We start from the raw sequence: 22,405 nt of genomic DNA, 5'->3' as shown, positions 1-22,405 counted from the left end.
ACGGGATGCACGTTCAATGGGTCTCATGAAACGGCTCGCTCTTCTCCTTGCCGGTCTCCTGGCCCTTGTCGGCTTCTTCATGGTGCTGGCACCGCGGCTGGTTTCGATCGAAGGCGTTCGTCGCTCGCTCGCGCATGAGATCGCGGGCTGGAGCGGGCGCGCACTGACATTCGACGGCACGCCGACCGTCGCCTTCACGCCCTACCTGACAGTGACCTTTCCGCGTGTCGTGATCGGCTCCAAGACCGGGCAGGAAACCCTGGTGGTCATGGATTCGCTCTCCGCCGAGATTCCGATCCTGCCCCTGATCTTCGGCGGCCAGATCGAGCCCTCCGCCTTCGATTTCGAGCGACCCGTGTTTCACTTTGCGGTCGATGGCGACGGCACGGCCAACTGGACGCTGCCGCGCGGCCTCGATGCGACATCGCGCGTCGCCCGGCTTTCGATCACCGACGGCACGATCGGCTATGCCGACCAGCGCGGCCGTTCGATCGACATTTCCGGCGTCAATGTCGTGCTGAACTGGCCCGGCCCGACCGAGACCGCCAGCATCAAGGGCAGCGCCAGCTGGATGGGCGAGACGGCGGAATTCAGCGCGTCGATCGGCGCACTTTCCGAATTCATCGCCGGGCGGCCGGCGATGCTACGCGCGGCCATCACCTCCGCGCCGCTGCGCGCCTCGTTCAACGGCACGGTGCAGAACCTCGATGGACTGACCAGCAGCGGCCAGTTGTCGGCGAGCGTGCCCTCGATCCGGCATCTCGCCGATCTGTTCGGCTGGCGGATGAAGGATGGCGCGACGCTCGGCGCTGCCTCCATCCAGTCATCGGCGGAGCTGATCCGCGGCACAGTCTCGCTCGGCGCCGCGACCGTCGTGCTCGACGGCAATGAAGGCGAAGGCGCCCTGTCGCTGGACCTGCGCACGGCGCGTCCGGGCCTGCAGGGCACGCTCGCCTTCGACGCGCTCGATCTCTCCGCCTATGCGGCCGCCATTGATGCGGCGATCGAGACCGCCCGGGCGACGCCGGACATGCCGCTTGACTGGCCGAAGCTCGACCAGGTCGACGTGGATCTCCGCCTTTCCGCCAACAGGCTGCTCATCGGAACCCGGCGCTTCGGCCGCACGGCCGCGTCGGCCGCCTTGCGCGGCGGCCGCCTCGACATCGCCGTCGGCGAGATGCAGCTTTATGGCGGCAGGCTCTCGGCCAATTTCTCAGCGACGATGAACGACGACACCCCGTCTGCATCGCTGCAAGGCCGGTTCGACCAGATCGATCTCGGCACAGCCCTGCCGGATATGAACTGGACCAGCAAGCTCGACGGCACGGCGACCGCCACGATCGGCCTCTCCACGCACGGCGCAAGCTGGAACGCGCTGGTCGGTGCGCTTTCGGGCGGCGGCAGCCTCACGGTCACGCAGGGGACGATCGGGGGCCTCGGTCTGGATGCGCTGGCGGCAGCCGCGGCAAGCGGCAAGGTCACGACCGGCGCCCTGACCAACGGCGCGACCCGTTTTTCGAGCGCCAAGGGCGACTTCACGGTTCAGTCGACGGTGCTCTCGGTCAAGAGCGCGACGATCAATGGCTCCGGCTATCGCGCCAACTTGTCGGGCGATACGCCATTGCGGGATCCCGACCTCAGCATGGATGGGGAGGTCGTGATCGGCGACGGCACTGCGGTCACCACGACCCCGCCGCGACGTGTTCCCTTCGCCATCAACGGCACCTGGCAGAACCCGACCCTGTTGCCCGATTTCAGCGCCTTTCTGCGAAGAAGCGACGCGGAACCCGCCACATCCAGCGGCATCGGACACTTCACACGCAGCCTCTTCACGCCGGCGCGGTGAAAAAGGGAAGGCGGCCGCGTAGGAGCGGCCGCGCCACCGCGTGATGTCATCGATGGCAGCCATGACGGCCTGCCGACCGATGTGGAGTTCCCATGAAACATACCCTGATCGCCGCCACGCTCGCTCTCGCTGCCGGTACCGTCGCGCTGCCGGCCTTCGCCGCCGCACCGGATGCCCCCGTGAGCACGCAGCCGGCGCCGGCTTCGGACGCGCAGCCCGGTCCGCGCGGAGCGATGATGTTCTGGTTCCTCGACCGCAACAATGACGGCTTCATCGACCAGACGGAGATCGCCGCGTTCCGCACGGCCAAGTTCCAGTCGCTCGACACGAATGGCGATGGCGTGCTGAGCAAGGACGAGGCGATCGCCTCGATCAACCAGCGCCCGATGCATGGCGAGCGCAGGGGTAAGCATGCCGAGCGCTTCGCAGCGCGCGCCGAGAAGCGCGAGAGCCGGATGCTGACGCGTCTCGGCTTCTCCGATACGACGACCACGATCACGCTCGCGGCCTTCGTCGCGCAGGACGATCCGATGTTCAAGCGGGCGGACACCAATGGCGACGGCAAGGTCAGCAAGGAGGAATTCCTCGCGGCCGCGACCAAGATGCCCCATCCCTGAGCATCGTACCGGCGGATCGCATGATGCTTGAGATGGTCAGGCTGGGAACTCGTGCTAGCCTGACCCACTTGCTGATCGTCGACGTCACCAATCGAGGCCGCAATTTGGCAGAGCCGACGCCATCGGCCGATCCGGACGCTCCTGTCGTCGCCCGCCTGATCGCGGGCGACGAAACCGCGCTCGGTGAGCTGATGAAGCGCCATGGCGGCCGCTTGCGCCAGATCGCGCTGCGGATGACCGGACGCAGCGATGATGCCGAGGACATCGTGCAGGATGCCTTCGTCGCCGTCTGGCGACGGGCGGGCGCGCTCAAGGTCGATGGTGCCCCCTTCGGCGCCTATCTGACACGCACGGTCGTCAATCGCTGCATCGACAAGGCGCGTCGTGAAAAGCTGCGCCGGATGATCGGCCTCGATTCCACGCCCGAGCCCGAAGACCAGACGCCGGGCGCCGACCAGGCGGTTGCGTCACGCTCCGAGATGGCTGCTGTCGCGCAGGATCTGAGGGCGTTGCCGGCCCGACAGCGTGCAGCCATCCTGCTCGTATCGACGCAGGAGCACGGTGTCGGCGAGGTCGCCCAGATCATGGGCCTTTCGGTCGGCGCCGTGGAACAGTTGCTCGTCCGCGCACGGCGGACATTGAGAAATCGCGCCTTCGAGCGCATGAACAGCAAGGAAGAGGCGACCGGGGCATGAGCGACATGAACGCTGAGAGCCGGGCGCTCGCGCGTTTTACCGCGGCGCTCGACCAATACGGCCCTGACATGACGCGCTGGCCGCTCGCGGATCGGCGCGATGGGCTGGTGCTGCTGCGCTCGAACGTCACGGCGCAGCGCGAACTCGCCGCCGCGCAGAGCGTCGGAGCGACGCTCGGCCTCCTGACCGAGCCCGATCCGGCATTCGAAGCACGGCTGAGGCGCAACGTGTTCGCTGCGCTCGCGCGGCCGCCGGCCTTCACGCTTTCGCGCTGGCGGATCGCGACCATCAGTTCGCTGGCACTCGCGGCCTCGCTGATGGTCGGCTTCGTGACCGGCGTGGCCCTGCCCGATCCTGACGAGAGCTATCTGGCCGACACGATGTTCCGCACGGTCCAGATGGCCGATCTCGGCAATGCCGATACCGGAGACCAGCCATGAACGTCTCCGGCCTCGCCTTTTCCGGTCGCTCCGCGCTTGCGCTGGTCGCGGTCCTCGCTGTTTCACTTCTGCTGAACTTTGTCGGCATCGGCTATATCGCGTCCGGCTTCGTCGGCCAGCGTGATCGCCCCGTCGGTGCCGAGCGGCTGGTCACGCTCGGGGCCCGCTCTCTGCCGCCCGATCTGAGGCGAGGCATCACGGCGGCGCTCGATCAGCGCAAGGACGACCTCCGCTCGGCCAGCCGTGGCGTCCGCGATGCCCGCCTCGCCTTGTTCGCCGCCATGCGCGCCGAACCCTTCAATGCCGATGCAGTCAGAGCCGCCTTCGCCGATTTGCGCGGCAAGCTCGCCGCGACGTCGGAGATCGGCCAGGACGCGATCGTCGACGCGCTGGAAAAGGCGACGCCGGAGACCCGCGCCGCGATCGAGCCGCCGGGGCGCAGGCGATAGCGCTCAGATCAGCCGCGTGATGGTCTTCTTGCGCCAGAAGAACCAGTAATAGCCGCCCTGCATGATCAGCATCGCAGCAAAGGCCACCGGATAGGCGATCCAGACGCCATCTATGCCGATCGCGCGCGACAGGACATAGGCGACAGGCACCTCCACGCCGATGATCGCGAAGATCGAGATCAGCATCGGAACCAGCACCGTGCCGCTCGCGCGCATCACACCCGAGATGACAGATGCGAGGCCGAAGAGCACATAGCTCCAGAGCGTGATGTGCAGCAGGCTCTGCGCCAGTTCCAGCACGGGCGGGCTGGTCAGGAAGAAGCCGATGATCACGCGCGAGAACAGATAGACCAGCGCGATCAGGGCGCCGGTGATGATCAGGGTCAGCACGATGCCCGTCCGCGTGATCGCGCCGAGGCGGTCGGCACGGCCGGCACCGATTGCCTGGGCCCCGAAAATCGAGGCGGTGATGGCGATCGATATGGCCGGGAACTGGACATAGCTCACCACCTGATTGACCGTGCCATAGGCTGCCGTCGCCTCCGATCCGAAGCCGTTGACGAGCGAAAGCACCGCCACCTCGGCGAGCGAGACCAGGATCAGCTGGACGCCGGTCGGCAGGCCGATCCTGAGCACGGAACCGAGGATCTTCCGATCGACCCGAAGCGCGCGGATAAGTGTCGCATCGGGCGCGAGCGGATGGCCGCGCCGGCGCAGATACCAAGCGAGCCAGATCATCGCGAGCGTGAAGGACAGGACTGAGGCGCAGGCCCCGGACACAATGCCGAGCCGGGGCAAGCCGAACCAGCCCTCGATCAGCGCCGGCGTGACGACGAGTCCGATCGCCGTCGACAAGGCGAGCGCGTAGAGCGGCGTGACCGTATCACCCACGCCGCGCATCATCGCCGTCGTCAGCAGGAAGACGAACAGGCCCGGCATCGCGATCAGCATGATGCGGGCATAGGCGGTGGAATCCGGCAGGATGTCCGGCGGCGTGCCGACGGCGGCCAGCAGTGGCGTGGTGAAGAAGCCGCCGAAGATCGCGACCAGGATGCCGAACAGGATCGCCACGGTCAGCGTCGTGCCCGCGACAGCCTTGACGCTGTCATATTCCTTCGCGCCATAGGCCTGGCCAATCAGCACCGAGGCACCCGCGCCGAGGCCGATGATGAAGGAGATGAACAGGAACAGGATCGGGAAGAAAGCGGAGACGGCCGCGAGGGCGTTCACGCCGATCATCTGCCCGAGATAGATGTTGTTGACCGTGCCCGACAGCGCCTGGAGCACATTGCTCAGCATCATCGGCCCGAGAAAGATCAGGAAGGTCTTCCAGAGAGGACCCTCCGGCAGCAAACGCCGTTCAGACATGATCTGGGAATTTCCGTCAGTTGGCGAAGGCGGGGGCCGCAAGTTCACGCGCATAATTGCGCACATCCGGCGGCCACGCCTCTATACGTTCATCGAAGCGCGCCCGATCACCGGCGAAGAGGGCGCGGGCCGCTTCCTCGAAGCCGGGAAGATCGCCCGCCATCGTCATCATGAAGCGATTGGCGGCATCCTGCGCCTGGCGAATGCGGTCGCGGCCTTCATGGGCGCGCCGGGCATCCTCGACCAGCCGGCGCAGCGCGACGGAGGCGCCGCCGGGCTGTGCGTTCAGCCAATCCCAATGGCGCGGCAGCAATGTCACCTCGCGCGCCACCACGCCGAGCTTCGGCCGCCCGGGCCCGCGCGGCTGCTCGGGCACGGCGACCGTCTCATCGGCGGCCTTGGCCTTCAGGCGACGGCGGACATCATCGGCCGTGCCGCGGAAATCGACCTCGATCGGCCGGCTGGTCTCGTCGTCGAAGATCGTGACGGCGAGGGCATCGCCCTGATCGAGGACGGCCTTCGCCTTCAGCGCGACATCGGAGAGGAGCCCCGAGGCGATCCGCCGCCAGCCCTGAAACGCGGTGCATTGTGTGTTCTCGTCGATCATGACCGATCTCCGCCTGCCATGGACAACGATCTAGGCCGGGCCCGCCACGAAGTCAATATTACCCGGATAATTTAAGCAGGCCATCAATGACGGGAAAGGCGGATCGCGCCTTACCCCTGGATCGCGAGCCGCTCCGCACGCTGGCGCTCGACCTCGCGGCGCTTCGTCACGATCGAGGCGATCAGCACGCCGGTCGTGACGATGGCGATCAGCACCGTACAGACAGCGTTGATCTCCGGCGTCACGCCGAGGCGCACCTGGCTGTAGATCTTCATCGGCAGGGTCGTCGCGCCCGGTCCGGTCGTGAAGCTCGCGATCACGAGATCGTCGAGCGACAGCGTGAAGGCCAGCATCCAGCCGGCGACGACGCCCGGCAGGATCAGCGGCAGCGTCACGGCGAAGAACGTCTTGGCGGGGGTGGCGCCGAGATCGAGCGCGGCCTCTTCGAGGCTCATGTCGAAGGTCACGAGACGCGACTGCACCACCACCGTGACGAAGCACATGGTGAAGGTGACATGCGCGATCACGACGGTCCAGAAGCCGCGATCGAAGCCGATGGCGACGAAGAGCAGCAGGAGCGACAGGCCCGTGATCACGTCGGGCATGACGAGCGGCGCATAGACCATGCCGGAGAACAGCGTGCGGCCATGGAAGCGGCCATAGCGGACCAGCGTCAGCGCCGCCAGCGTGCCGAGGATCGTGGCGAGCGTCGCCGTCAGCAGCGCGATGCGGACCGTGACCCAGGCGGCGTCGAGCAGGCTCTGATTGCTCAGCATCGACACGTACCATTTGGTCGAGAAGCCGGCCCAGACGGTGACGAGCTTGGATTCGTTGAACGAATAGATCACCAGGATGATGATCGGGATGTAGAGAAACGCGAAGCCGAGCGTGATCGAGGTGACGTTGAACCAGGAGGGGCCGCGTCTCATCGTGCCTTCTCCGCTTCTTTTTGCTGCTGGTTCTGGAAATAGACGATCGGGATCACGAGGATCAGCAGCAGGATGACGGCCACCGCCGAGGCGACCGGCCAGTCCCTGTTATTGAAGAATTCGTTCCAGAGCGTCCGCCCGATCATGATCGTGTTGGAGCCGCCGAGCAGGTCCGGGATCACGAACTCGCCGACGACGGGAATGAAGACGAGGAAGCAGCCGGCGACGACGCCGGGCAGGGAGAGCGGAAAGGTGATCTTCCAGAAAGCCTGGATCGGCGGGCAGCCGAGATCAGCCGCCGCCTCGAGCAGGGTTTCGTCCATTTTCTCGAGCGCCGCATAGAGCGGCAGGATCATGAAGGGCAAATAGGAATAGACGATGCCGATATAGACCGCCCAGTCTGTCGACATGATCACCAGCGGCTTGTCGATGACGCCGAGCCAAAGCAGGAACTGGTTGAGCAGGCCTTCCTGCTTCAGGATGCCGATCCACGCATAGACGCGGATCAGGAACGAGGTCCAGAACGGCAGGATCACCAGCATCAGGAGCGAGGGGCGCCATTCCTTGCGGGCGCGTGCCATGCCATAGGCGATCGGATAGGCGACGATCAGGATCAGCACGGTCGAGACGAAGGCGATGCGCAGGCTGGTGAGATAGGAGCGCCAATAGAGCGAATCTTCCGTGAGGAAGACGTAATTGTCGAAGGTGAATTCCTTGACGCTGTCCCAGATGCCGGAGAGGCCGCCGGAAAGGTCGAACACCGGCGTATAGGGCGGCAATGCGATCGCCGTCGTCGAGAAGGAGATCTTCACGACGATGAAGAACGGCACCAGGAAGAGAAGCAGCATCCAGACATAGGGAATCGCGACCACGAGCCAGCGGAGCCGGCCCCGCTTTGCGAGAGCGGCGGGGGCCGCAATACCGGGCGGCGGTGTCGGCTGGGTATCGGTCACGGCCATGAGGTTCCCCCTACCGCGTCAGCACGACGCCGCCATCGCGGGTCCAGCTCAGCCACACCTTGTCTTCCCATGTGATCGGGCGCTCGACCAGGCGGGTCGTGTTGGTGATGGTCGACTTGACGGTCGCGCCTGTCGCCAGACGAACATGGTAGATCGAGACATCGCCGAGATAGCCGATATCCCAGACCTCGCCCGAGACGGCATTGACGTTCGGATCGGCCGGCGGCGTCAGCGAGATCGTGACCTTTTCCGGCCGGATGGCGAACCAGGCCTGGTCGCCGACACGGGCAGAGACATCCTGCGCGACATCGACGGTCGCGCCCGTGCCGACGCATTCGAGCTTGGCGCCGCCGGCTCCCACACTCGAAAGCCGCCCTTCCAGCAGATTGATGTCGCCGATGAAGTCCGCGACATAGCGCGAATTGGGCTGCTCGTAGATCTCTGCCGGCGTCGCGATCTGGATGATCTTGCCACGGTCCATCACGGCGATGCGGTCGGCAACGGTCATGGCCTCTTCCTGGTCGTGCGTCACGATCAGGAAGGTCATGCCGAGCCGCATCTGCAGGTCGGTCAGTTCGAACTGGGTCTCCTCGCGCAGCTTCTTGTCGAGCGCGCCGAGCGGTTCGTCGAGCAGCAGCACCTTGGGCTTCTTGGCGAGCGAGCGGGCGAGCGCCACGCGCTGGCGCTGGCCGCCGGAAAGCTGGTGCGGCTTGCGCTTGGCGAACTGCTCGAGCTTGACGAGGGTAAGCATCTCGTCGACGCGCGCCACGATATCGGCCTTGGGCATGCCGTCCTGCTTGAGCCCGAAGGCGATATTCTCCCAGACCGACATGTGCGGAAACAGCGCATAGGACTGGAACATCATGTTGGTCGGCCGCCTGTAGGGCGGAATACCGACGAGGTCCTGCCCATCGAGCAGGACATGCCCCCTGGTCGGCTCCTCGAAGCCCGCGACCATGCGCATCAAGGTGGTCTTGCCGCAGCCCGACGGCCCGAGCAGCGCGAAGAACTCGCGCTCGTAAATGCCGAGCGAGAGATCATCGACGGCGGTGAAATCGCCGAATGTCTTGGTGACGTTCCTGAATTCGATGAATGGCTTCGCGTTCGGATCATTCCACGGTGCAAAGGATCGCCGGACCGGCCCGATCGCTTTAGCTGCCATCGCCTATCAGCCTTCTTGCCCTCGGATCCCGCCTGAGATCCTGCCCCCGATATGAAACGGGCCCGGTCTATGCCGGGCCCGCGAAGCGATCTTAGCTGCCGGTCTTCACCTTCGTCCAGAGACGCGTCAGCACGCGCTGGACCTTCGGATCGTTCGGCGTCGTCGTGTAGAGATGGGAGAGCGTCGTCGGGTCCGGATAGATCGACGTGTCCTTCAGAATGTCCGGATTGACGTATTTCTGCGATTCCAGATTGCCGTTCGGATAGTTCACGTAATCCGTCGCCTTGGCGATCACCTGCGGCGTCTGGATATAGTTGATGAAGGCGAAGGCGGCGTCCGCATTCGGCGCATCCTTCGGCACGACCATCGAATCCATCCAGAGCAGCGCGCCTTCCTTCGGGATCGAATAGGCGATCTCGACGCCGTTCTTGGCCTCGGCGGCGCGGTCGCGCGCCTGGAGGATATCGCCGGAGAAGCCGAAGGCGATGCAGGCATCGCCATTGGCGAGCGCCTCGATGAACTCCGAGGAATGGAACTTGCGGATATAGGGGCGGACGGATTCGATCAGCGCCGCGGCCTTTTCGAGATCGGCGGTCTCCTTCGAATCGGGCGGCAGGCCGAGATAGTTGAGCGCCGCCGGCATGACGTCGTCGGCCGAATCGAGGACATAGATGCCGCAATCGGCGAACTTCGCCGCGACTTCCGGCTTGAAGATCATGTCCATCGAATTGACCGGCGCATCGGCCATGCGATCGGCGATCAGCTTCTTGTTGTAGCCAATGCCGGTGGTGCCCCACATGTAGTTCACGGCATATTGGTTGCCGGGATCATAGGTCTCGAGGCGCTTGTAGATCTCCGGCCAGGCATATTGCAGGTTCGGGATCTTCGACTTGTCGAGCGGCTGGAACACGCCGGCCTGGATCAGGCGCTGCATGTTGCGATCGGTCGGCACGACGATGTCGTAGCCCGAGCCGCCCGCCAGCATCTTGGTCTCGACCATCTCGTTGGAATCATAGACGTCGTAGACGACCTTGATCCCGGTCTGCTTGGTGAAATCCTCCAGGATGGTCGGATCGATATAGTCCGACCAGTTGTAGATGTGGACTTCCTTGTCGGCGGCCATGGCCAGCACGGAGCCACCGACAAGCATCGCCGCGGACAGAACCACGCGGCTCAATATCGTCTTCATCAGTTCACCCTCTGCAGTGATGCCGGATCGACGGCCTGGGACGGCTTTGGACAGGCCTCTTTTTTAGACGTTATGAGGCTTTGCCGATTTGCTCAACAGATTCATGCTGCGACGCCGCACTCTTGCTGACGCACCCGTCACAGTTGACTTCGGCGTGACCGTGACGACACTTCCCCTGTCATGCTGGCGTTAGCCCAAGGAGAAACCGTGACGAAACGGAAGAAGCCCACGAAAGCGCCCGAAGACGCGATCAGGGGTACGAAGTCGATCGAGGACGCCCGTGAATGGCTGCGCGCCCGCGGCATCGAAGACATCGAATGCATCGTTCCCGATCAGGCTGGCGTGGCGCGTGGCAAGATGATGCCGGTCGGCAAGTTCCTGACCGGGCCGACCATGTCCATGCCCGGTTCGATCCTGACGCAGACCATTACGGGCGACTATCCGCCCGACGACGAGGACTATAAGAGCGACGAAGCCGACAACGACATCCTGTTCGAGCCGGACTTCTCGACGCTCGCCGTCGTGCCCTGGGAGAGCGATCCCACGGCCCAGATCATCCATGACGGCTATCACCGCGATGGGCGGCCGGTCGAAACGGCGCCGCGCCAGGTGCTGCGCCGCATGGTCGAGCTCTACCAGCACCAGGGCTGGAAGCCGGTCGTCGCGCCCGAAATCGAATTCTACCTCGTCAAGCCGAACACCGATCCCGACTACCAACTCGAGCCGCCGACCGGCCGCTCCGGCCGGCCCGAGGCGGCGCGGCAATCCTATTCGATCGCGGCGATCAACGAGTTCGACGATCTCTTCGACGACATCTACGATTTTTCTGAAGCGCAGGGCCTCGAGATCGACACGCTGATCCACGAGGAAGGCGCGGCGCAGATGGAAATCAATCTGCTGCATGGCGATCCGCTGGCGCTCGCCGACCAGGTGTTCCTGTTCAAGCGGACGATCCGCGAGGCGGCGCTGCGCCACGACATGTACGCGACCTTCATGGCCAAGCCGATGTCGCGCGAGCCCGGCTCGGCGATGCATATCCACCAGTCGGTCGTCGACGCCGAGACGGGCCGGAACATCTTCTCCGACGCCGATGGCGACCCGACGCCGGAATTCTTCTCCTTCATCGGCGGCTCGCAGAAATATCTGCCGGCGGTGATGTGCATGCTGGCGCCCTATGTGAACTCCTATCGCCGGCTCGTCCGCTCGTCCTCCGCCCCCGTCAACACGCAATGGGGCTATGACAACCGGACGGTCGGGCTCCGCGTGCCGAACTCCTCGCCGGCCGGACGTCGGCTCGAAAACCGGCTCCCCTCCTCCGATGCCAACCCCTATCTCGCCATCGCCGCCTCGCTCGCCTGCGGCTATCTCGGCCTGATCGAAAGCCAGAAGCCGGGCGAGCCGGTCAGCGGCTCCGCCAATTCCGACGAGATCGACCTGCCGCGCAGCATTCTCGAAGCCGTCTCGGTGTTCGAGGAATGCGAGGAACTGGTCGAGATCTTCGGCAAGCGCTTCGTCTCGACCTATCGCGCGATCAAGCAGGCCGAATATGAGACCTTCATGCAGGTGATCAGCCCGTGGGAACGCGAATTCCTGCTGCTGAATGTGTGAGGCGCGCTGGTCGGCTCTCCGGGCCATGTGACTGCCGGGCTTGACCCGGCAATCCAGACTGGTGGCTGGTGCAGTTGAAGCTGGATTGCCGGGCCGAGCCCGGCAATGACAACGGATAGTGGATTTCCAGGAAGCGTGGCTGCCAAATTGACCAAACTCTCCAATCTGACGGCCGATTATCGCGCACGCGATGCGGCGCATCACATCCACGCCTTCTCGGATATGAAGGCGCTCAATGCCGAGGGCAGCCGCGTCATCGTCAGGGCCGAGGGGTCGTGGATCTACGATTCCGACGGTAATCGCATCCTCGACGGCATGGCCGGCCTCTGGTGCGTCAATATCGGTCACGGCCGCAAGGAGATCGCCGACGCCATCCAGCGCCAGATGGCCGATCTCTCCTATTACAACACCTTCTTCAAGACGACCCACCCGCCGGCCATCGCGCTTTCGGAAACGCTCGCGCGCCTCGCGCCGCCGCAGTTCAACCATGTCTTCTATGTCGGCTCGGGCTCGGAGGCGAACGACACCGTCATCCGCATGGTCCGCCATTATTGGGCGAGCCTCGGCAAGCCGGGCAAGTCGGTCATCATCGCGCGCAACAACGCCTATCACGGCTCAACCATGGGCGGCGCCAGCCTTGGCGGCATGAAGTCGATGCACAGCCAGGGCGGCCTGCCGATCCCCGGCATCCACCATATCGCTCAGCCCTACTGGTTCGGCGAGGGCGGCGACGCGACTCCAGAGGAATTCGGCGTGCAGGCTGCGCGCGAGCTCGAAAAGGCGATCGAGGCGATCGGAGAGGAGAATATCGGCGCCTTCATCGCCGAGCCGATCCAGGGCGCCGGCGGCGTCATCATTCCGCCCTCCACCTATTGGCCCGAGATCGCGCGCATCCTGAAGGATCGCGAGATCCTGCTCGTTGCCGACGAGGTCATCACCGGCTTCGGCCGCACCGGCAACTGGTTCGGCTCCGAGACCTTCGGCATCGCCGCCGACCTGATGCCGATCGCCAAGGGGCTTTCATCAGGCTATCTGCCGATTGGCGGCGTCATGGTCTCCGACAAGGTCTCCGATGTGCTGATCGGGCCGGGCGGCGAATTCCATCATGGCTTCACCTATGGCGCGCATCCGGTCGCCGCTGCGGCGGCGCTCGAAAACCTGCGCATCATCGAGGATGAGAAGCTGGTCGACCGCGTCCGCGACGATATCGGACCCTATCTGCAAGCCGGCTGGAAGGCGCTCGGCGAGCATCCGCTGGTGGGCGAAGCCCGCATGACCGGGCTGATGGGCGCGCTAGAACTGGTACCGAACAAGCCGTCGCGGCAGCAGAAATTCCCGGATACGGGCAAGGTCGGCACGATCGCGCGCGATTTCTCGTTCAAGAACGGGCTCGTCATGCGCGCAGTGCGGGATTCGCTGATCCTCTCCCCGCCACTCACGCTCTCTCATGACGAGGCGGACCAGCTTCTGGCGATCGCGAAGACGACGCTGGACGACACCTACGCCGAAGTGAAGCGGCTGGGTTTGATTTGAAGCGGATCGCCCCCTTCGTTCTGGCCCCCTCCCCAACCCTCCCTGCAAGGGAGAGGGAGGTGGTTCGGCCGGAGCCTTTCATCGGCGCTACGGCATGACCCAGCCGCACGCTCCCTCCTGGTACGCCGCGACCGCCGACCAGAACCTGACATTTCCGCCGCTCGACGGCGACGCCAAGGCGCATGTCGCGATCATTGGCGGCGGGTTTACGGGTCTTTCCTGCGCGCTGCATCTGGCCGAAGCCGGCATCGACGTCGTCCTGATCGAGGCGGAGAAAATCGGCTGGGGCGCATCGGGGCGCAATGGCGGCCAGCTTCACACCGGCCAGCGCCGCGACCAGGACTGGCTGGAACGCCATCTCGGCCGCCCGGCGGCGCATGAGCTCTGGGGCCTCGCCGAGGAATCCAAGGCGTTGGTGATGAGCCTGATCGAGCGGCACGGCATCGACGCGGAATGGCGCCCGGGCCTGATCGAGGCCGTGCACAAGCAAAGGCTGGTCGCGGAAGAGCGCCACTATGTCGAGAAGCTCAATGTCGATTATGGCTACAGCCATGCCGAATGGATCGAGCGCGACCGCCTGCCGGCCATGATCGGCTCCGATGGCTATTATGGCGGGCGGCTCGATCGCACCGCCGGCCATCTCCACCCGCTCAAATTCGCGCAAGGTCTCGCCCGCGCGGCGCAGAAGGCCGGCGCGCGCATTCATGAGGGAACGGGGGCGATCCGCCTCGACAAGGGCAAGGCGACCGTCATCGAGACCGGGCGTGGCCGCATCACGGCCGACATCGTGGTTCTCGCCGGCAATGGTCTTCTCGACGGCATAGACGAGGAGACCGAGACCAGCGCCATGCCGATCAAGAACTATATCCTGACGACCGAGCCGATCGGCGCAGGCGAGCCGGGTGGGCTCATTCCCGGCGGCGAGGCGGTCTCGGATTCGCGCTTCGTAGTCTATTACTGGCGCCCGACGCCGGACGGCCGCATCCTCTTCGGCGGCGGCGAGACCTATTCGCGCAGAGACCCGGCCGATATCGTCGCCTTCGTCCGCGCCCATCTGCTCAAGATCTATCCGAAGCTCGCCAATGCGCGGATCGATTATGGATGGGGTGGCACGCTCGCCGTGACGGTCAATCGCCTGCCCTTTCTGCGCCGGCTGAAGACCGGCGTCTATGCGGCATCCGGCTATTCCGGCCAGGGCGTGGCACTGGCGCCCTTCGGCGGCAAGGTCATCGCCGAGGCGATCCTCGGCGATCCCGGCAAGCTCGACCGCTTCGCCGCCCTGCCCTGCCCGCGCTTTCCCGGCGGCAAGCTGCTGCGCTGGCCGGCGCTGGTCGCGGGCATGAGCTGGTACGCGCTCCGCGACCGGATCTGACGACAGGTTCAGCCCGCGCTGGCCATTTCCGCTTCCAGGCGATCGAGAACTTCGCCGTTCTTCTCCGTCACGAAGGCACGGATCGCGTCGCAGTCCTCCTTGGTGGGGAAGCTCATGCGCATTTCGAGATCCGTCTGGCCGCCGAGATCGGTCAGGGCGAAGGTCATGCGGAAAATATGACCGTTCAGATGGTCGAAGACGATCCGTTTCGGCTCGTCCACATCGACGAAGACGCTCTCGTTCGGATAGTTCTGGCCGTCTGGACCGTGCATGACGAAGCGCCAGGCGCCGCCCGGCCGCAGGTCATATTCATGGAAGGTGTTGGTGAAGCCGTTCGGCCCCCACCAGTTCTTCAGCCGTTCCGGATCGGACCACGCCTTGAACAGCTCGGCCGGCGGCAGATCGACAATGCGATGCAGCACGACGGCGTGCTGGTCATCGCCACCATCCTCCTCCAGGGACCGCCCGAGCGTCTCGATCAGTTGGCGCGTACCGTGCTCGCGGCTCGAATTGTCGTCATATCCATCAAGGAACACTCCTTGCTCGGTGACGACGAGGCGGGTGCCGCTGCCTTCCGGCTTCATCTCGATCGTGGCGAGCGAGACCGAGATCTTCCTGTCGTCGAGATGCATCTCGTAGCTGTAGACGATGCGCTCGTTCGGCACGATGTCCCAATAGAGCGCCTCGAATGAATGCTGCGGCCCTCCGGCCGGGCCGCCGCGATTGACCTCGCGACCGCCGACGCGAAAATCCATCGAGCGCTCGCCTTGGTCCCACTCCTTCGGTCCGCCGAACCAGCGCGCCTTGGCCTTCTCATCGGCAAAGGCGTTGAAGACGCGCCCCGGGGCCGCGGCGAAGACGCGGTCGATTACGAATGTCGCGTGCTCGGCCGTTCGTTTCGTCATGATCTCCTCCTTCATTTCGATTGATCCTCTTCCTCGGCGAGGAAAGCGGCGAGCCGGTCGAACCGGGTCTCCCAGACCGCCCGCCGTTCCGCGACCCAGTCCTCCACCGTCTTCAATGTCTCCGGCTCGATCCGGCAGGTCCGCACGCGGCCGACCTTTTCGGAGCGAACCAGCCCGCTCGCTTCCAGCACCTGCAAATGCTGCAGCACGGCCGGCAGCGACATGGAAAGCGGCTCGGCCAGCGCGCTGACCGAGACGGGCCCGCGCGTCAGCCGCTCGACGATGGTGCGCCGCGTCGGATCGGCGAGCGCATGAAAGACCTGATCGAGTACGGCTGATTGGTTAAGCATATGCTTAAGTATCACGATTGACGGCCCCTATCAAGGCCGTGCTACAGGGCGAAGCGCGCAGGACGCGGCCACGAAGCCCGGCACCGGACAGCCCGCGCGACTTCGGCTACCATCGCCGCAGCGTTTTGAGGGAGGATGCAATGACGCGGGTGGTGATCATCGGCGGCAGCGGCCATGTCGGGACCTATCTGGTGCCGCGGCTCGTGGAAGCCGGTTTCGACGTCGTGAATGTGAGCCGGGGCCAGCGTGCGCCCTATCAACCGCACGGCGCCTGGACGCAGGTGGAGACGCTTGCCGTCGACCGGGTGGCCGAGGAGGCAGCCGGCACGTTCGGCGAAACGATCCGTTCGCTCCGCCCCGACATTGTCATCGACATGATCTGCTTCACGCTCGACAGCGCCCGCCATCTGGTCGAGGCGCTGGACGGACAAGTGCAGCACTTCCTGCATACCGGCACGATCTGGGTGCACGGCCCCAGCGTCACCGTGCCGACGCTGGAGACCGCACCGCGCCGGCCCTTTGGCGAGTACGGCATCCAGAAGGCGGCGATTGAGGCCTATCTGCTCGACCATGCCCGCCGCACGGGCTTTCCCGCCACCATCGTCCATCCGGGACATATTGTCGGCCCGGGCTGGGCGCCGCTCAATCCGGCCGGCCATTTCGATCCCGAGATCTTCACCGCGCTCGCCACCGAACGCGAGGTGACGATCGCCAATTTCGGTCTCGAAACCGTCCACCATGTCCATGCCGACGACGTGGCGCAGATGTTCATGGCCGCGATCGCGCATTGGAGCCAGGCGAAGGGCGAGGCCTTCCACACGGTCTCGCCGGCCGCCATCAGCCTTTGTGGCTATGCGGAGGCCGTTGCGGGATGGTTCGGCCGCGAAGCCAGGCTCCGCTTCGTGCCATGGCCGGAGTTCGAAGGCCTGCACAGCCCGGAGCTGGCGCAGGCCACCTTCGACCACATCGCCCACAGCCCCAACTGCTCGATCGAGAAGGCGGTCCGCCTGCTCGGCTACAAGCCGCGCTACAACTCGCTCGAAGCGGTCTATGAGGCCGTCCAGTGGCTTGTCGAGGCCGGCACCGTCCGCCGGGAGTGAAGCCGAGCAACATTCAGAAACAAATCAATCGATCGTTTGACAAAATCAATCGATCGATTGATATATCGGCCAGAATTGCGGACGATAAGGAGCGAATCTTGGCCAAGCTTGAACTGGAAGCGAGCGAGCGCGACGCGGGCGGCAGTGGCCCCCAGATGCCGGCCTCGCGTCATTATCGCAAGGCGCGCCATGATCGCGGCGCGGAAACCCGGCACCGACTGCTCCTCGCAGCGCTCGACGCCTTCGGCCGCTATGGCTTCGAGGCGGCTTCGACGCGCGACATCGCCAAGCGCGCCGACGCGAATCTGGCTGCCATCGTCTATCATTTCGGGAGCAAGGAAGCCCTTCACCGTGCGGTGACCGAATATGTGATCGAACAGATCACGCGCCACATGCACACCGAACAGGCGGAGGCGCGGGACTACCTGAATGGCTCGCCGGACAAGGCGGGCGCGCGAATCATGCTGCGAAAGCTGATCCGCTGGAAGGTTCAGTCCATGCTCCGCGAGGAAGAGGCGGAGCTTTGGTCTCGCTTCATCCTGCGCGAGCAGATGGACCCGTCTTCGACCTTCGATGCCGTCTATGAGCATCTTTGCAGCGACCAGGATCCGCTCAACGGGCTGATCGGCATTCTGTTCGACCTTGCGCCGCAATCGGACGAGGCGATCGTGCGGAGCGCGACGATCATGGGGCAGATCTTCATCTTCCACATCGGGCGGCCGATGATCTTGCGCCGGCTGGGGCGAAACGCGCTCGGTGACGAGGAGCTGGACTTGATCGCCCGGGTGGTCGAGGAGAATATCGACAGGATCGTCGGTTTCGCTCTCCCTCTCGAAACGGCAGCATGACATCATCGAGGCTTGCTTCATCGGTCTTCTTCGCCCTGATCGCCGCTGCCGTTTCGGCCTGTGGCGAGAAGGCGGGAGCGCCGACGATGCAGGGCTATATCGAGGGTGAGTATGTCCTGATCGGACCCGAGACCGGCGGGCGGCTCACCAATCTGGCGGTCAAGCGCGGCGACCATGTCGCCGCGGACGCCGTTCTCTTCGAGCAGGATGATCGCGACGAACGGTCCGCCCTTGTCGAAGCCGAGGCCAAGCGGGCGGCCGGCGCCGCCACGCTGGCCGATTTGAAGAGCGGCAGGCGGCCTGAGGAAATCCGTGTTCTCGACGCCCAGCTCGCCGAGGCCGAGGCGACGTTGACTGCGGCACAGAAGGCCTATGATCGCTATCAGGCGCTCTCGAGCAAGGCCGTGGCCTCGGTCGCATCGCTCGATCAATCGACCGCCGACCTCGACGTCGCCAAAGCCAGGGTCGGCGCCGCCCGCGAGAACCGTGCGGTTGCGGAACTCGCAGCGCGCCCCGACGCCATTGATGCCGCGACGCAGAACCTCGCCGCGCTCGATGCGGCTGTTCAAGCGGCCCAGACGGCGCTCGCGCGGCGCAGCCGCTCGGCCCCCACGGCCGGGCGGATCGAGAACACATTCTATCGCGTCGGCGAGATGGTGCCGGCCGGCCAGGCCGTCATCTCGCTGCTGCCGGAAAGCGGCGCCCGCAAGGTCGTCTTCTTCGTGCCGGAGACCTCCCGGTCGCGCGTTGCGCCCGGCACCCGCATCGCCATTGGCTGCGACGGCTGCGCCAGCGGTCTCGCGGCCACCGTCTCGAATGTCGCCACCGACGCCGAGTTCGCGCCGCCGGTGATCTATTCCAAGGAAAGCCGCGCCAAGCTGGTCTTCCGCGTCGAGGCCCTGCCGGAAGGGGCCGCTTTGCAGCTCGATCCCGGACAGCCGCTCGATATCACGCTCGCGTCCGGGAGCTGACCATTGTGGCCGACGCCATGGCGGGCGAGACAGTCATCGCGATTTCCGGCCTGACCAAGAGCTTCGGCGGCAAGAAGGTCGTCGATGATGTCGCCCTCGATGTGAAGCGGGGCGAAATCGTCGGCTTCCTCGGGCCCAACGGTTCCGGCAAGACGACGACGATCCGCATGATCTGCGGCCTGCTCAAGCCGGATTCGGGCTCCGGCACCTGCCTCGGCATGGACATTCTGAAGGATGCCGACCGGATCAAGCGCGAGGTCGGCTACATGACGCAGCGCTTCTCCTTCTACGAGGACCTGACGATCCGCGAGAATCTCGATTTCGTTGCACGGATCTATGCGATCGATCATCGGAAGGAGCGCGTCCGGGAAACGTTGGAGCGGCTCGGCCTGACCTCCCGGCGCAACCAGCTGGCCGGCTCGCTCTCGGGCGGTTGGAAGCAGCGTCTCGCGCTCGCCGCCTCCGTCATGCACCAGCCGAAACTATTGCTGCTCGACGAGCCCACCGCCGGGGTCGACCCGCTCGCGCGGCGGGAGTTCTGGGACGAGATCCATCGGCTCGCGGCGGACGGCCTCACCGTCCTCGTCTCGACCCATTACATGGACGAGGCCGAGCGCTGCCATCGCATCATCTATATCGCCTATGGCCATATCGTCGCCCGCGGGACGGTCGCCGAGGTGATCGCGCAATCTGGCCTCTCCACCATGATCATCAGCGGCGGCGACATCATCGCCATCGCCAATGCGGTGCGTGACCGACCAGGCGTGGAGCAGGTTGCGCCGTTCGGCAATGATCTCCATGTCGTCGGGCCCGATCCCATGGTCCTGCAACAGGCCGTCGACACCGCGCTGGCGGAGATCGGCAGCGCGGCCGTCGCCCGGCCCGGCGAGACGAGCCTCGAAGACGTCTTCATCCGCCTGATGCAGACGGCGCGGATCGAGGACCGACCGCCCAACGGGCCCGACGAGAACGGACGCCCCGCGTGAGTGCCGCCAGCCGCTTCTCGCCCTCGCGCATCAGCGCACTGATGATCAAGGAGATCATCCAGCTGAAGCGCGACCGGCTGACCTTCGCGATGATCCTCGTGATTCCGGTGCTGCAACTCGTCCTGTTCGGCTATGCGATCAATACCGACCCGAAGCGCCTGCCGGCTCTGATCACCGCCGCCGATAACGGGCCGAACGTGCGCGCGATCGTCGCGGCGCTGGCGAGCTCGGACTATTTCGCGATCGCGCCGGGGATTGCGAGCGAGGCGGACGCCGACAAGGCGCTGATGGACGGCACGGCCGCCTATGTCATTTCCATTCCGCCCGATTTCGAGCGCGACCTGGTGCGCGGTCTGAGGCCCCAGATCCTGATCGAGGCCGATGCGACCGATCCCTCGGCGACGTCGAACACGCTGGGCGCGCTGCCCCAGATCATCGATATTGCGCTGGCGCGGCAGCTTGCCGGGCCGCTCGCGACCAAGGCGACGACGCCATCGGCGGTCGATCTCATCATTCACCGCCGCTACAATCCCGAGGGCATCACCGCGTACAACATCGTGCCCGGCCTGCTCGGCACCATCCTCACCATGACGACGATCCTGATGACGGCACTGGCGCTGACACGCGAGCGAGAGCGCGGCACGCTCGAAAACCTCATGGCCATGCCGGCGACGCCGGTCGAGATCATGATCGGCAAGATCGTGCCCTATATCGGCATCGGGCTGGTGCAGGTGTCGCTGATCCTGATCTGCGCCGAGTTCCTGTTCCACGTGCCGATGATGGGATCGATGGCGTTGCTGCTCGCCGCCACGCTGGTCTTCATCGCCGCCAATGTGACGCTGGGCTACACGTTCTCGACGATCGCGCGGAGCCAGATGCAGGCGATGCAGATGACCTTCTTCTGGTTCCTGCCCTCGATCCTGCTTTCCGGCTTCATGTTCCCTTTTCGCGGCATGCCGGAATGGGCCCAATGGGTCGGCTCGGTCCTGCCGCTGACGCATTATCTGCGCTCGGTGCGCGGCATCATGCTGAAGGGCAGCCACATGGGCGACATCAGCGGGGAGCTCGGCGCGATCGCAGCCTTCTGGCTCGTCGTCGCGACCATCGCCCTCTTCCGCTATCGGCGGACGCTGGACTGAGCAGAAGGCGAGCAGCCCATTCGAGCCGTCATCCCCGCGCAAGCGGGGATCCATTCAGCCGAAGCGCCGGGAGCTTTGCCGAGCGTCTTAACAGCTGAATGGATCCCGGGTCTTCGCCCGGGATGACGGAGTCTTGTTCGGACCGGTCGCAGACCGATACCGCGAAAGTGGAACGTCTTTACGCCTGCGGAGCCGGGGCTTCCGGGGTCGTCTCGGCCGGGACGGACGCGTTGAGCGCGTCGCGGAGCGCCTGCTCCTTGGTGTGGTCGAGCGAGGTCTTGAGCACGACGCCGCCCGAGCCCTTGATCTCTTCCAGGACCTTGTCGGCCGTCATCTGCTTGATCAGCACGAAGAGCGCCGCATTGCCCGGCTGGATGCTCTCGGCGAGTTCCTTGATGAACTTGTCGTCGATGCCGAAATCGGCCAGCGCGCCACCGAGGGCGCCCGAGGCGGCACCGATCGCCGCGCCGACGACCGGCATCAGGAACAGCGTACCGATCAGCAGGCCCCAGAAGCCGCCCGAAATGGCGCCCGTCGCCGTCGTGTTGACGAGCTGGTTCAGCTTGATGTGGCCGCTCTCGGTCTTCACCGCGATCACCGCGTCGGCGAGCGTGATCAGATATTCCTTCTGCAGCTTCAGAAGGTGCTGACGAACCTCTTCAGCCTTTTCTTCGGACGGATAGACGATGACAACGAGATCGGACATGGAGCGAACCTCACGCTAGTTGGGCTTTATGCCGACGCTTGCATAGCATGCTCACAAGCCGATGACAGTCCGCAACAATACGGAGCCGCACAGTCTCGTGTGGCCTATTCGGCCGCCTTCGGAGCCGGCCGCCGCGCCCAGGGCCGCTTGCCGGCGGGCACTTCGCCGATGTCCGAAGCGGGCTGATAATATTCCGTGACCTCGGGCCAGCGCCCCTCTTCCAGCCCCTTTAGGACCAGCGGATCACTGGTCGAGAATGCGTCGAAGCCGACGCGTTTCAGGAATGGCATCTGGTCGAGGAAGAAGGCGCCGACGGCGCGCAATTCGCCCGTGAAGCCGTCACGGTCGCGCAGCAACCGGCCGATCGAGAAGGCGCGGCCATCGGCGAATTTCGGCAGGTCGAGCGCGATGACGGAGAAGCGCGAGAGGTCACCGACGATATCGGACCAGTCGGCGCCCGGTGGAATGAGCAGGCCGATCGGTGTATTGCGCCCGAGCAACTGGTCGCGCTCGGCGCGAAAACGCGCCAGCGTCACGATCGACGGCTCGCCATCGGCGAGCGCCGCCTCGTCGGGGACGAGCCTGAAATTGTCCTCGGCGAATGCGCCGTTTTTCCAGAGTGCCAT

The 22,405-nt window shown here is 65.0% G+C and carries 23 protein-coding genes; 13 read left to right on the top strand and 10 right to left on the bottom strand.

The window, feature by feature from the left end; genetic code table 11:
* Nucleotides 1–16 precede the first annotated feature (16 nt).
* From QO014_RS14575 to QO014_RS14555, 5 genes are all read left to right on the top strand, one after another.
* On the top strand, nt 17–1,846 hold the full coding sequence (locus tag QO014_RS14575; protein WP_266349452.1) for an AsmA family protein: 1,830 nt from the start codon (nt 17–19) through the stop codon (nt 1,844–1,846).
* Between the two features lie 92 nt (nt 1,847–1,938).
* Nucleotides 1,939–2,463: an EF-hand domain-containing protein gene (locus QO014_RS14570; RefSeq protein WP_266349451.1), complete on the top strand. Its 525-nt coding sequence runs from the start codon at nt 1,939–1,941 to the stop codon at nt 2,461–2,463.
* Between the two features lie 20 nt (nt 2,464–2,483).
* Nucleotides 2,484–3,158 carry an RNA polymerase sigma factor gene (locus QO014_RS14565; RefSeq protein WP_266349450.1) on the top strand — a complete coding sequence of 225 codons (675 nt, stop codon included), beginning with the start codon at nt 2,484–2,486 and terminating at the stop codon, nt 3,156–3,158.
* The gene (locus tag QO014_RS14560; RefSeq protein WP_266349449.1) at nt 3,155–3,598 is read left to right on the top strand and encodes a hypothetical protein; all 444 of its coding nucleotides are present in this window, start codon (nt 3,155–3,157) and stop codon (nt 3,596–3,598) included. Before QO014_RS14565 ends, QO014_RS14560 begins: the two co-directional genes overlap by 4 nt.
* Nucleotides 3,595–4,047 (top strand): periplasmic heavy metal sensor, encoded by a 453-nt coding sequence (locus QO014_RS14555; RefSeq protein ID WP_266349448.1) that lies wholly within the window; start codon nt 3,595–3,597, stop codon nt 4,045–4,047. The genes QO014_RS14560 and QO014_RS14555 overlap by 4 nt, the downstream gene beginning before the upstream one ends.
* A gap of 3 nt (nt 4,048–4,050) precedes the next feature.
* Here QO014_RS14555 and QO014_RS14550 read toward each other — a convergent pair whose 3' ends face one another.
* The 6 genes from QO014_RS14550 to QO014_RS14525 all read right to left on the bottom strand — a co-directional run bounded on the left by QO014_RS14550 (nt 4,051) and on the right by QO014_RS14525 (nt 10,261).
* Nucleotides 4,051–5,415 carry an MATE family efflux transporter gene (locus QO014_RS14550; protein WP_266349447.1) on the bottom strand — a complete coding sequence of 455 codons (1,365 nt, stop codon included), beginning with the start codon at nt 5,413–5,415 and terminating at the stop codon, nt 4,051–4,053.
* Nucleotides 5,416–5,431: 16 nt separating this feature from the next.
* Entirely contained in the window at nt 5,432–6,022 is a 591-nt protein-coding gene (locus tag QO014_RS14545) for a DUF2239 family protein (protein ID WP_266349446.1), read from the bottom strand.
* Between the two features lie 110 nt (nt 6,023–6,132).
* Complete coding sequence (locus tag QO014_RS14540; protein WP_266349445.1) at nt 6,133–6,951, bottom strand: ABC transporter permease; 819 nt, start codon at nt 6,949–6,951, stop codon at nt 6,133–6,135.
* Nucleotides 6,948–7,910, bottom strand: coding sequence for an ABC transporter permease subunit (locus QO014_RS14535; RefSeq protein WP_370877150.1), 963 nt, complete (start codon nt 7,908–7,910; stop codon nt 6,948–6,950). Before QO014_RS14535 ends, QO014_RS14540 begins: the two co-directional genes overlap by 4 nt.
* Nucleotides 7,911–7,920: 10 nt before the next feature.
* On the bottom strand, nt 7,921–9,072 hold the full coding sequence (locus tag QO014_RS14530; protein ID WP_266349444.1) for an ABC transporter ATP-binding protein: 1,152 nt from the start codon (nt 9,070–9,072) through the stop codon (nt 7,921–7,923).
* A 91-nt stretch (nt 9,073–9,163) separates the two neighbouring features.
* A complete protein-coding gene (locus QO014_RS14525; RefSeq protein WP_266349443.1) occupies nt 9,164–10,261 on the bottom strand; it encodes a polyamine ABC transporter substrate-binding protein in 1,098 nt (365 codons plus the stop codon).
* Between the two features lie 180 nt (nt 10,262–10,441).
* On the opposite strand from QO014_RS14525, the gene QO014_RS14520 reads away from it, so the two are divergent.
* The 3 genes from QO014_RS14520 to QO014_RS14510 all read left to right on the top strand — a co-directional run bounded on the left by QO014_RS14520 (nt 10,442) and on the right by QO014_RS14510 (nt 14,774).
* Complete coding sequence (locus QO014_RS14520; RefSeq protein WP_370877149.1) at nt 10,442–11,869, top strand: glutamine synthetase family protein; 1,428 nt, start codon at nt 10,442–10,444, stop codon at nt 11,867–11,869.
* Between the two features lie 135 nt (nt 11,870–12,004).
* The gene (locus QO014_RS14515) at nt 12,005–13,402 is read left to right on the top strand and encodes an aspartate aminotransferase family protein (RefSeq protein ID WP_370877148.1); all 1,398 of its coding nucleotides are present in this window, start codon (nt 12,005–12,007) and stop codon (nt 13,400–13,402) included.
* A 94-nt stretch (nt 13,403–13,496) separates the two neighbouring features.
* A complete protein-coding gene (locus QO014_RS14510) occupies nt 13,497–14,774 on the top strand; it encodes an NAD(P)/FAD-dependent oxidoreductase (protein ID WP_266349441.1) in 1,278 nt (425 codons plus the stop codon).
* An 8-nt stretch (nt 14,775–14,782) separates the two neighbouring features.
* On the opposite strand, the gene QO014_RS14505 is transcribed toward QO014_RS14510, so the two are convergent.
* Both QO014_RS14505 and QO014_RS14500 read right to left on the bottom strand, forming a co-directional pair.
* Nucleotides 14,783–15,679, bottom strand: a complete 897-nt coding sequence (locus tag QO014_RS14505; protein ID WP_266349440.1) for an SRPBCC family protein — start codon at nt 15,677–15,679, stop codon at nt 14,783–14,785.
* Between the two features lie 11 nt (nt 15,680–15,690).
* Complete coding sequence (locus QO014_RS14500; RefSeq protein ID WP_266349439.1) at nt 15,691–16,029, bottom strand: ArsR/SmtB family transcription factor; 339 nt, start codon at nt 16,027–16,029, stop codon at nt 15,691–15,693.
* Nucleotides 16,030–16,169: 140 nt separating this feature from the next.
* On the opposite strand from QO014_RS14500, the gene QO014_RS14495 reads away from it, so the two are divergent.
* The 5 genes from QO014_RS14495 to QO014_RS14475 all read left to right on the top strand — a co-directional run bounded on the left by QO014_RS14495 (nt 16,170) and on the right by QO014_RS14475 (nt 21,073).
* The gene (locus QO014_RS14495; protein ID WP_266349438.1) at nt 16,170–17,129 is read left to right on the top strand and encodes an NAD-dependent epimerase/dehydratase family protein; all 960 of its coding nucleotides are present in this window, start codon (nt 16,170–16,172) and stop codon (nt 17,127–17,129) included.
* Nucleotides 17,130–17,227: 98 nt separating this feature from the next.
* Nucleotides 17,228–17,977: a CerR family C-terminal domain-containing protein gene (locus tag QO014_RS14490; RefSeq protein ID WP_266349437.1), complete on the top strand. Its 750-nt coding sequence runs from the start codon at nt 17,228–17,230 to the stop codon at nt 17,975–17,977.
* Nucleotides 17,974–18,948, top strand: a complete 975-nt coding sequence (locus QO014_RS14485; protein WP_266349436.1) for an HlyD family secretion protein — start codon at nt 17,974–17,976, stop codon at nt 18,946–18,948. Before QO014_RS14490 ends, QO014_RS14485 begins: the two co-directional genes overlap by 4 nt.
* Before the next feature lie 17 nt (nt 18,949–18,965).
* A complete protein-coding gene (locus tag QO014_RS14480; protein WP_266349921.1) occupies nt 18,966–19,934 on the top strand; it encodes an ABC transporter ATP-binding protein in 969 nt (322 codons plus the stop codon).
* A 41-nt stretch (nt 19,935–19,975) separates the two neighbouring features.
* Nucleotides 19,976–21,073, top strand: a complete 1,098-nt coding sequence (locus QO014_RS14475; protein WP_266349920.1) for an ABC transporter permease — start codon at nt 19,976–19,978, stop codon at nt 21,071–21,073.
* A gap of 178 nt (nt 21,074–21,251) precedes the next feature.
* On the opposite strand, the gene QO014_RS14470 is transcribed toward QO014_RS14475, so the two are convergent.
* Both QO014_RS14470 and QO014_RS14465 read right to left on the bottom strand, forming a co-directional pair.
* Nucleotides 21,252–21,779: a DUF1269 domain-containing protein gene (locus tag QO014_RS14470; RefSeq protein ID WP_266349435.1), complete on the bottom strand. Its 528-nt coding sequence runs from the start codon at nt 21,777–21,779 to the stop codon at nt 21,252–21,254.
* Nucleotides 21,780–21,883: 104 nt separating this feature from the next.
* Nucleotides 21,884–22,405: a DUF934 domain-containing protein gene (locus QO014_RS14465; protein WP_266349434.1), complete on the bottom strand. Its 522-nt coding sequence runs from the start codon at nt 22,403–22,405 to the stop codon at nt 21,884–21,886.

It is taken from the genome of Kaistia dalseonensis, assembly GCF_030814715.1.
Taxonomy (GTDB): Bacteria; Pseudomonadota; Alphaproteobacteria; order Rhizobiales; family Kaistiaceae; genus Kaistia; species Kaistia dalseonensis.
Note: the sequence above shows the minus strand (reverse complement) of the source record. Positions and strands in the feature narration are given on the sequence as shown.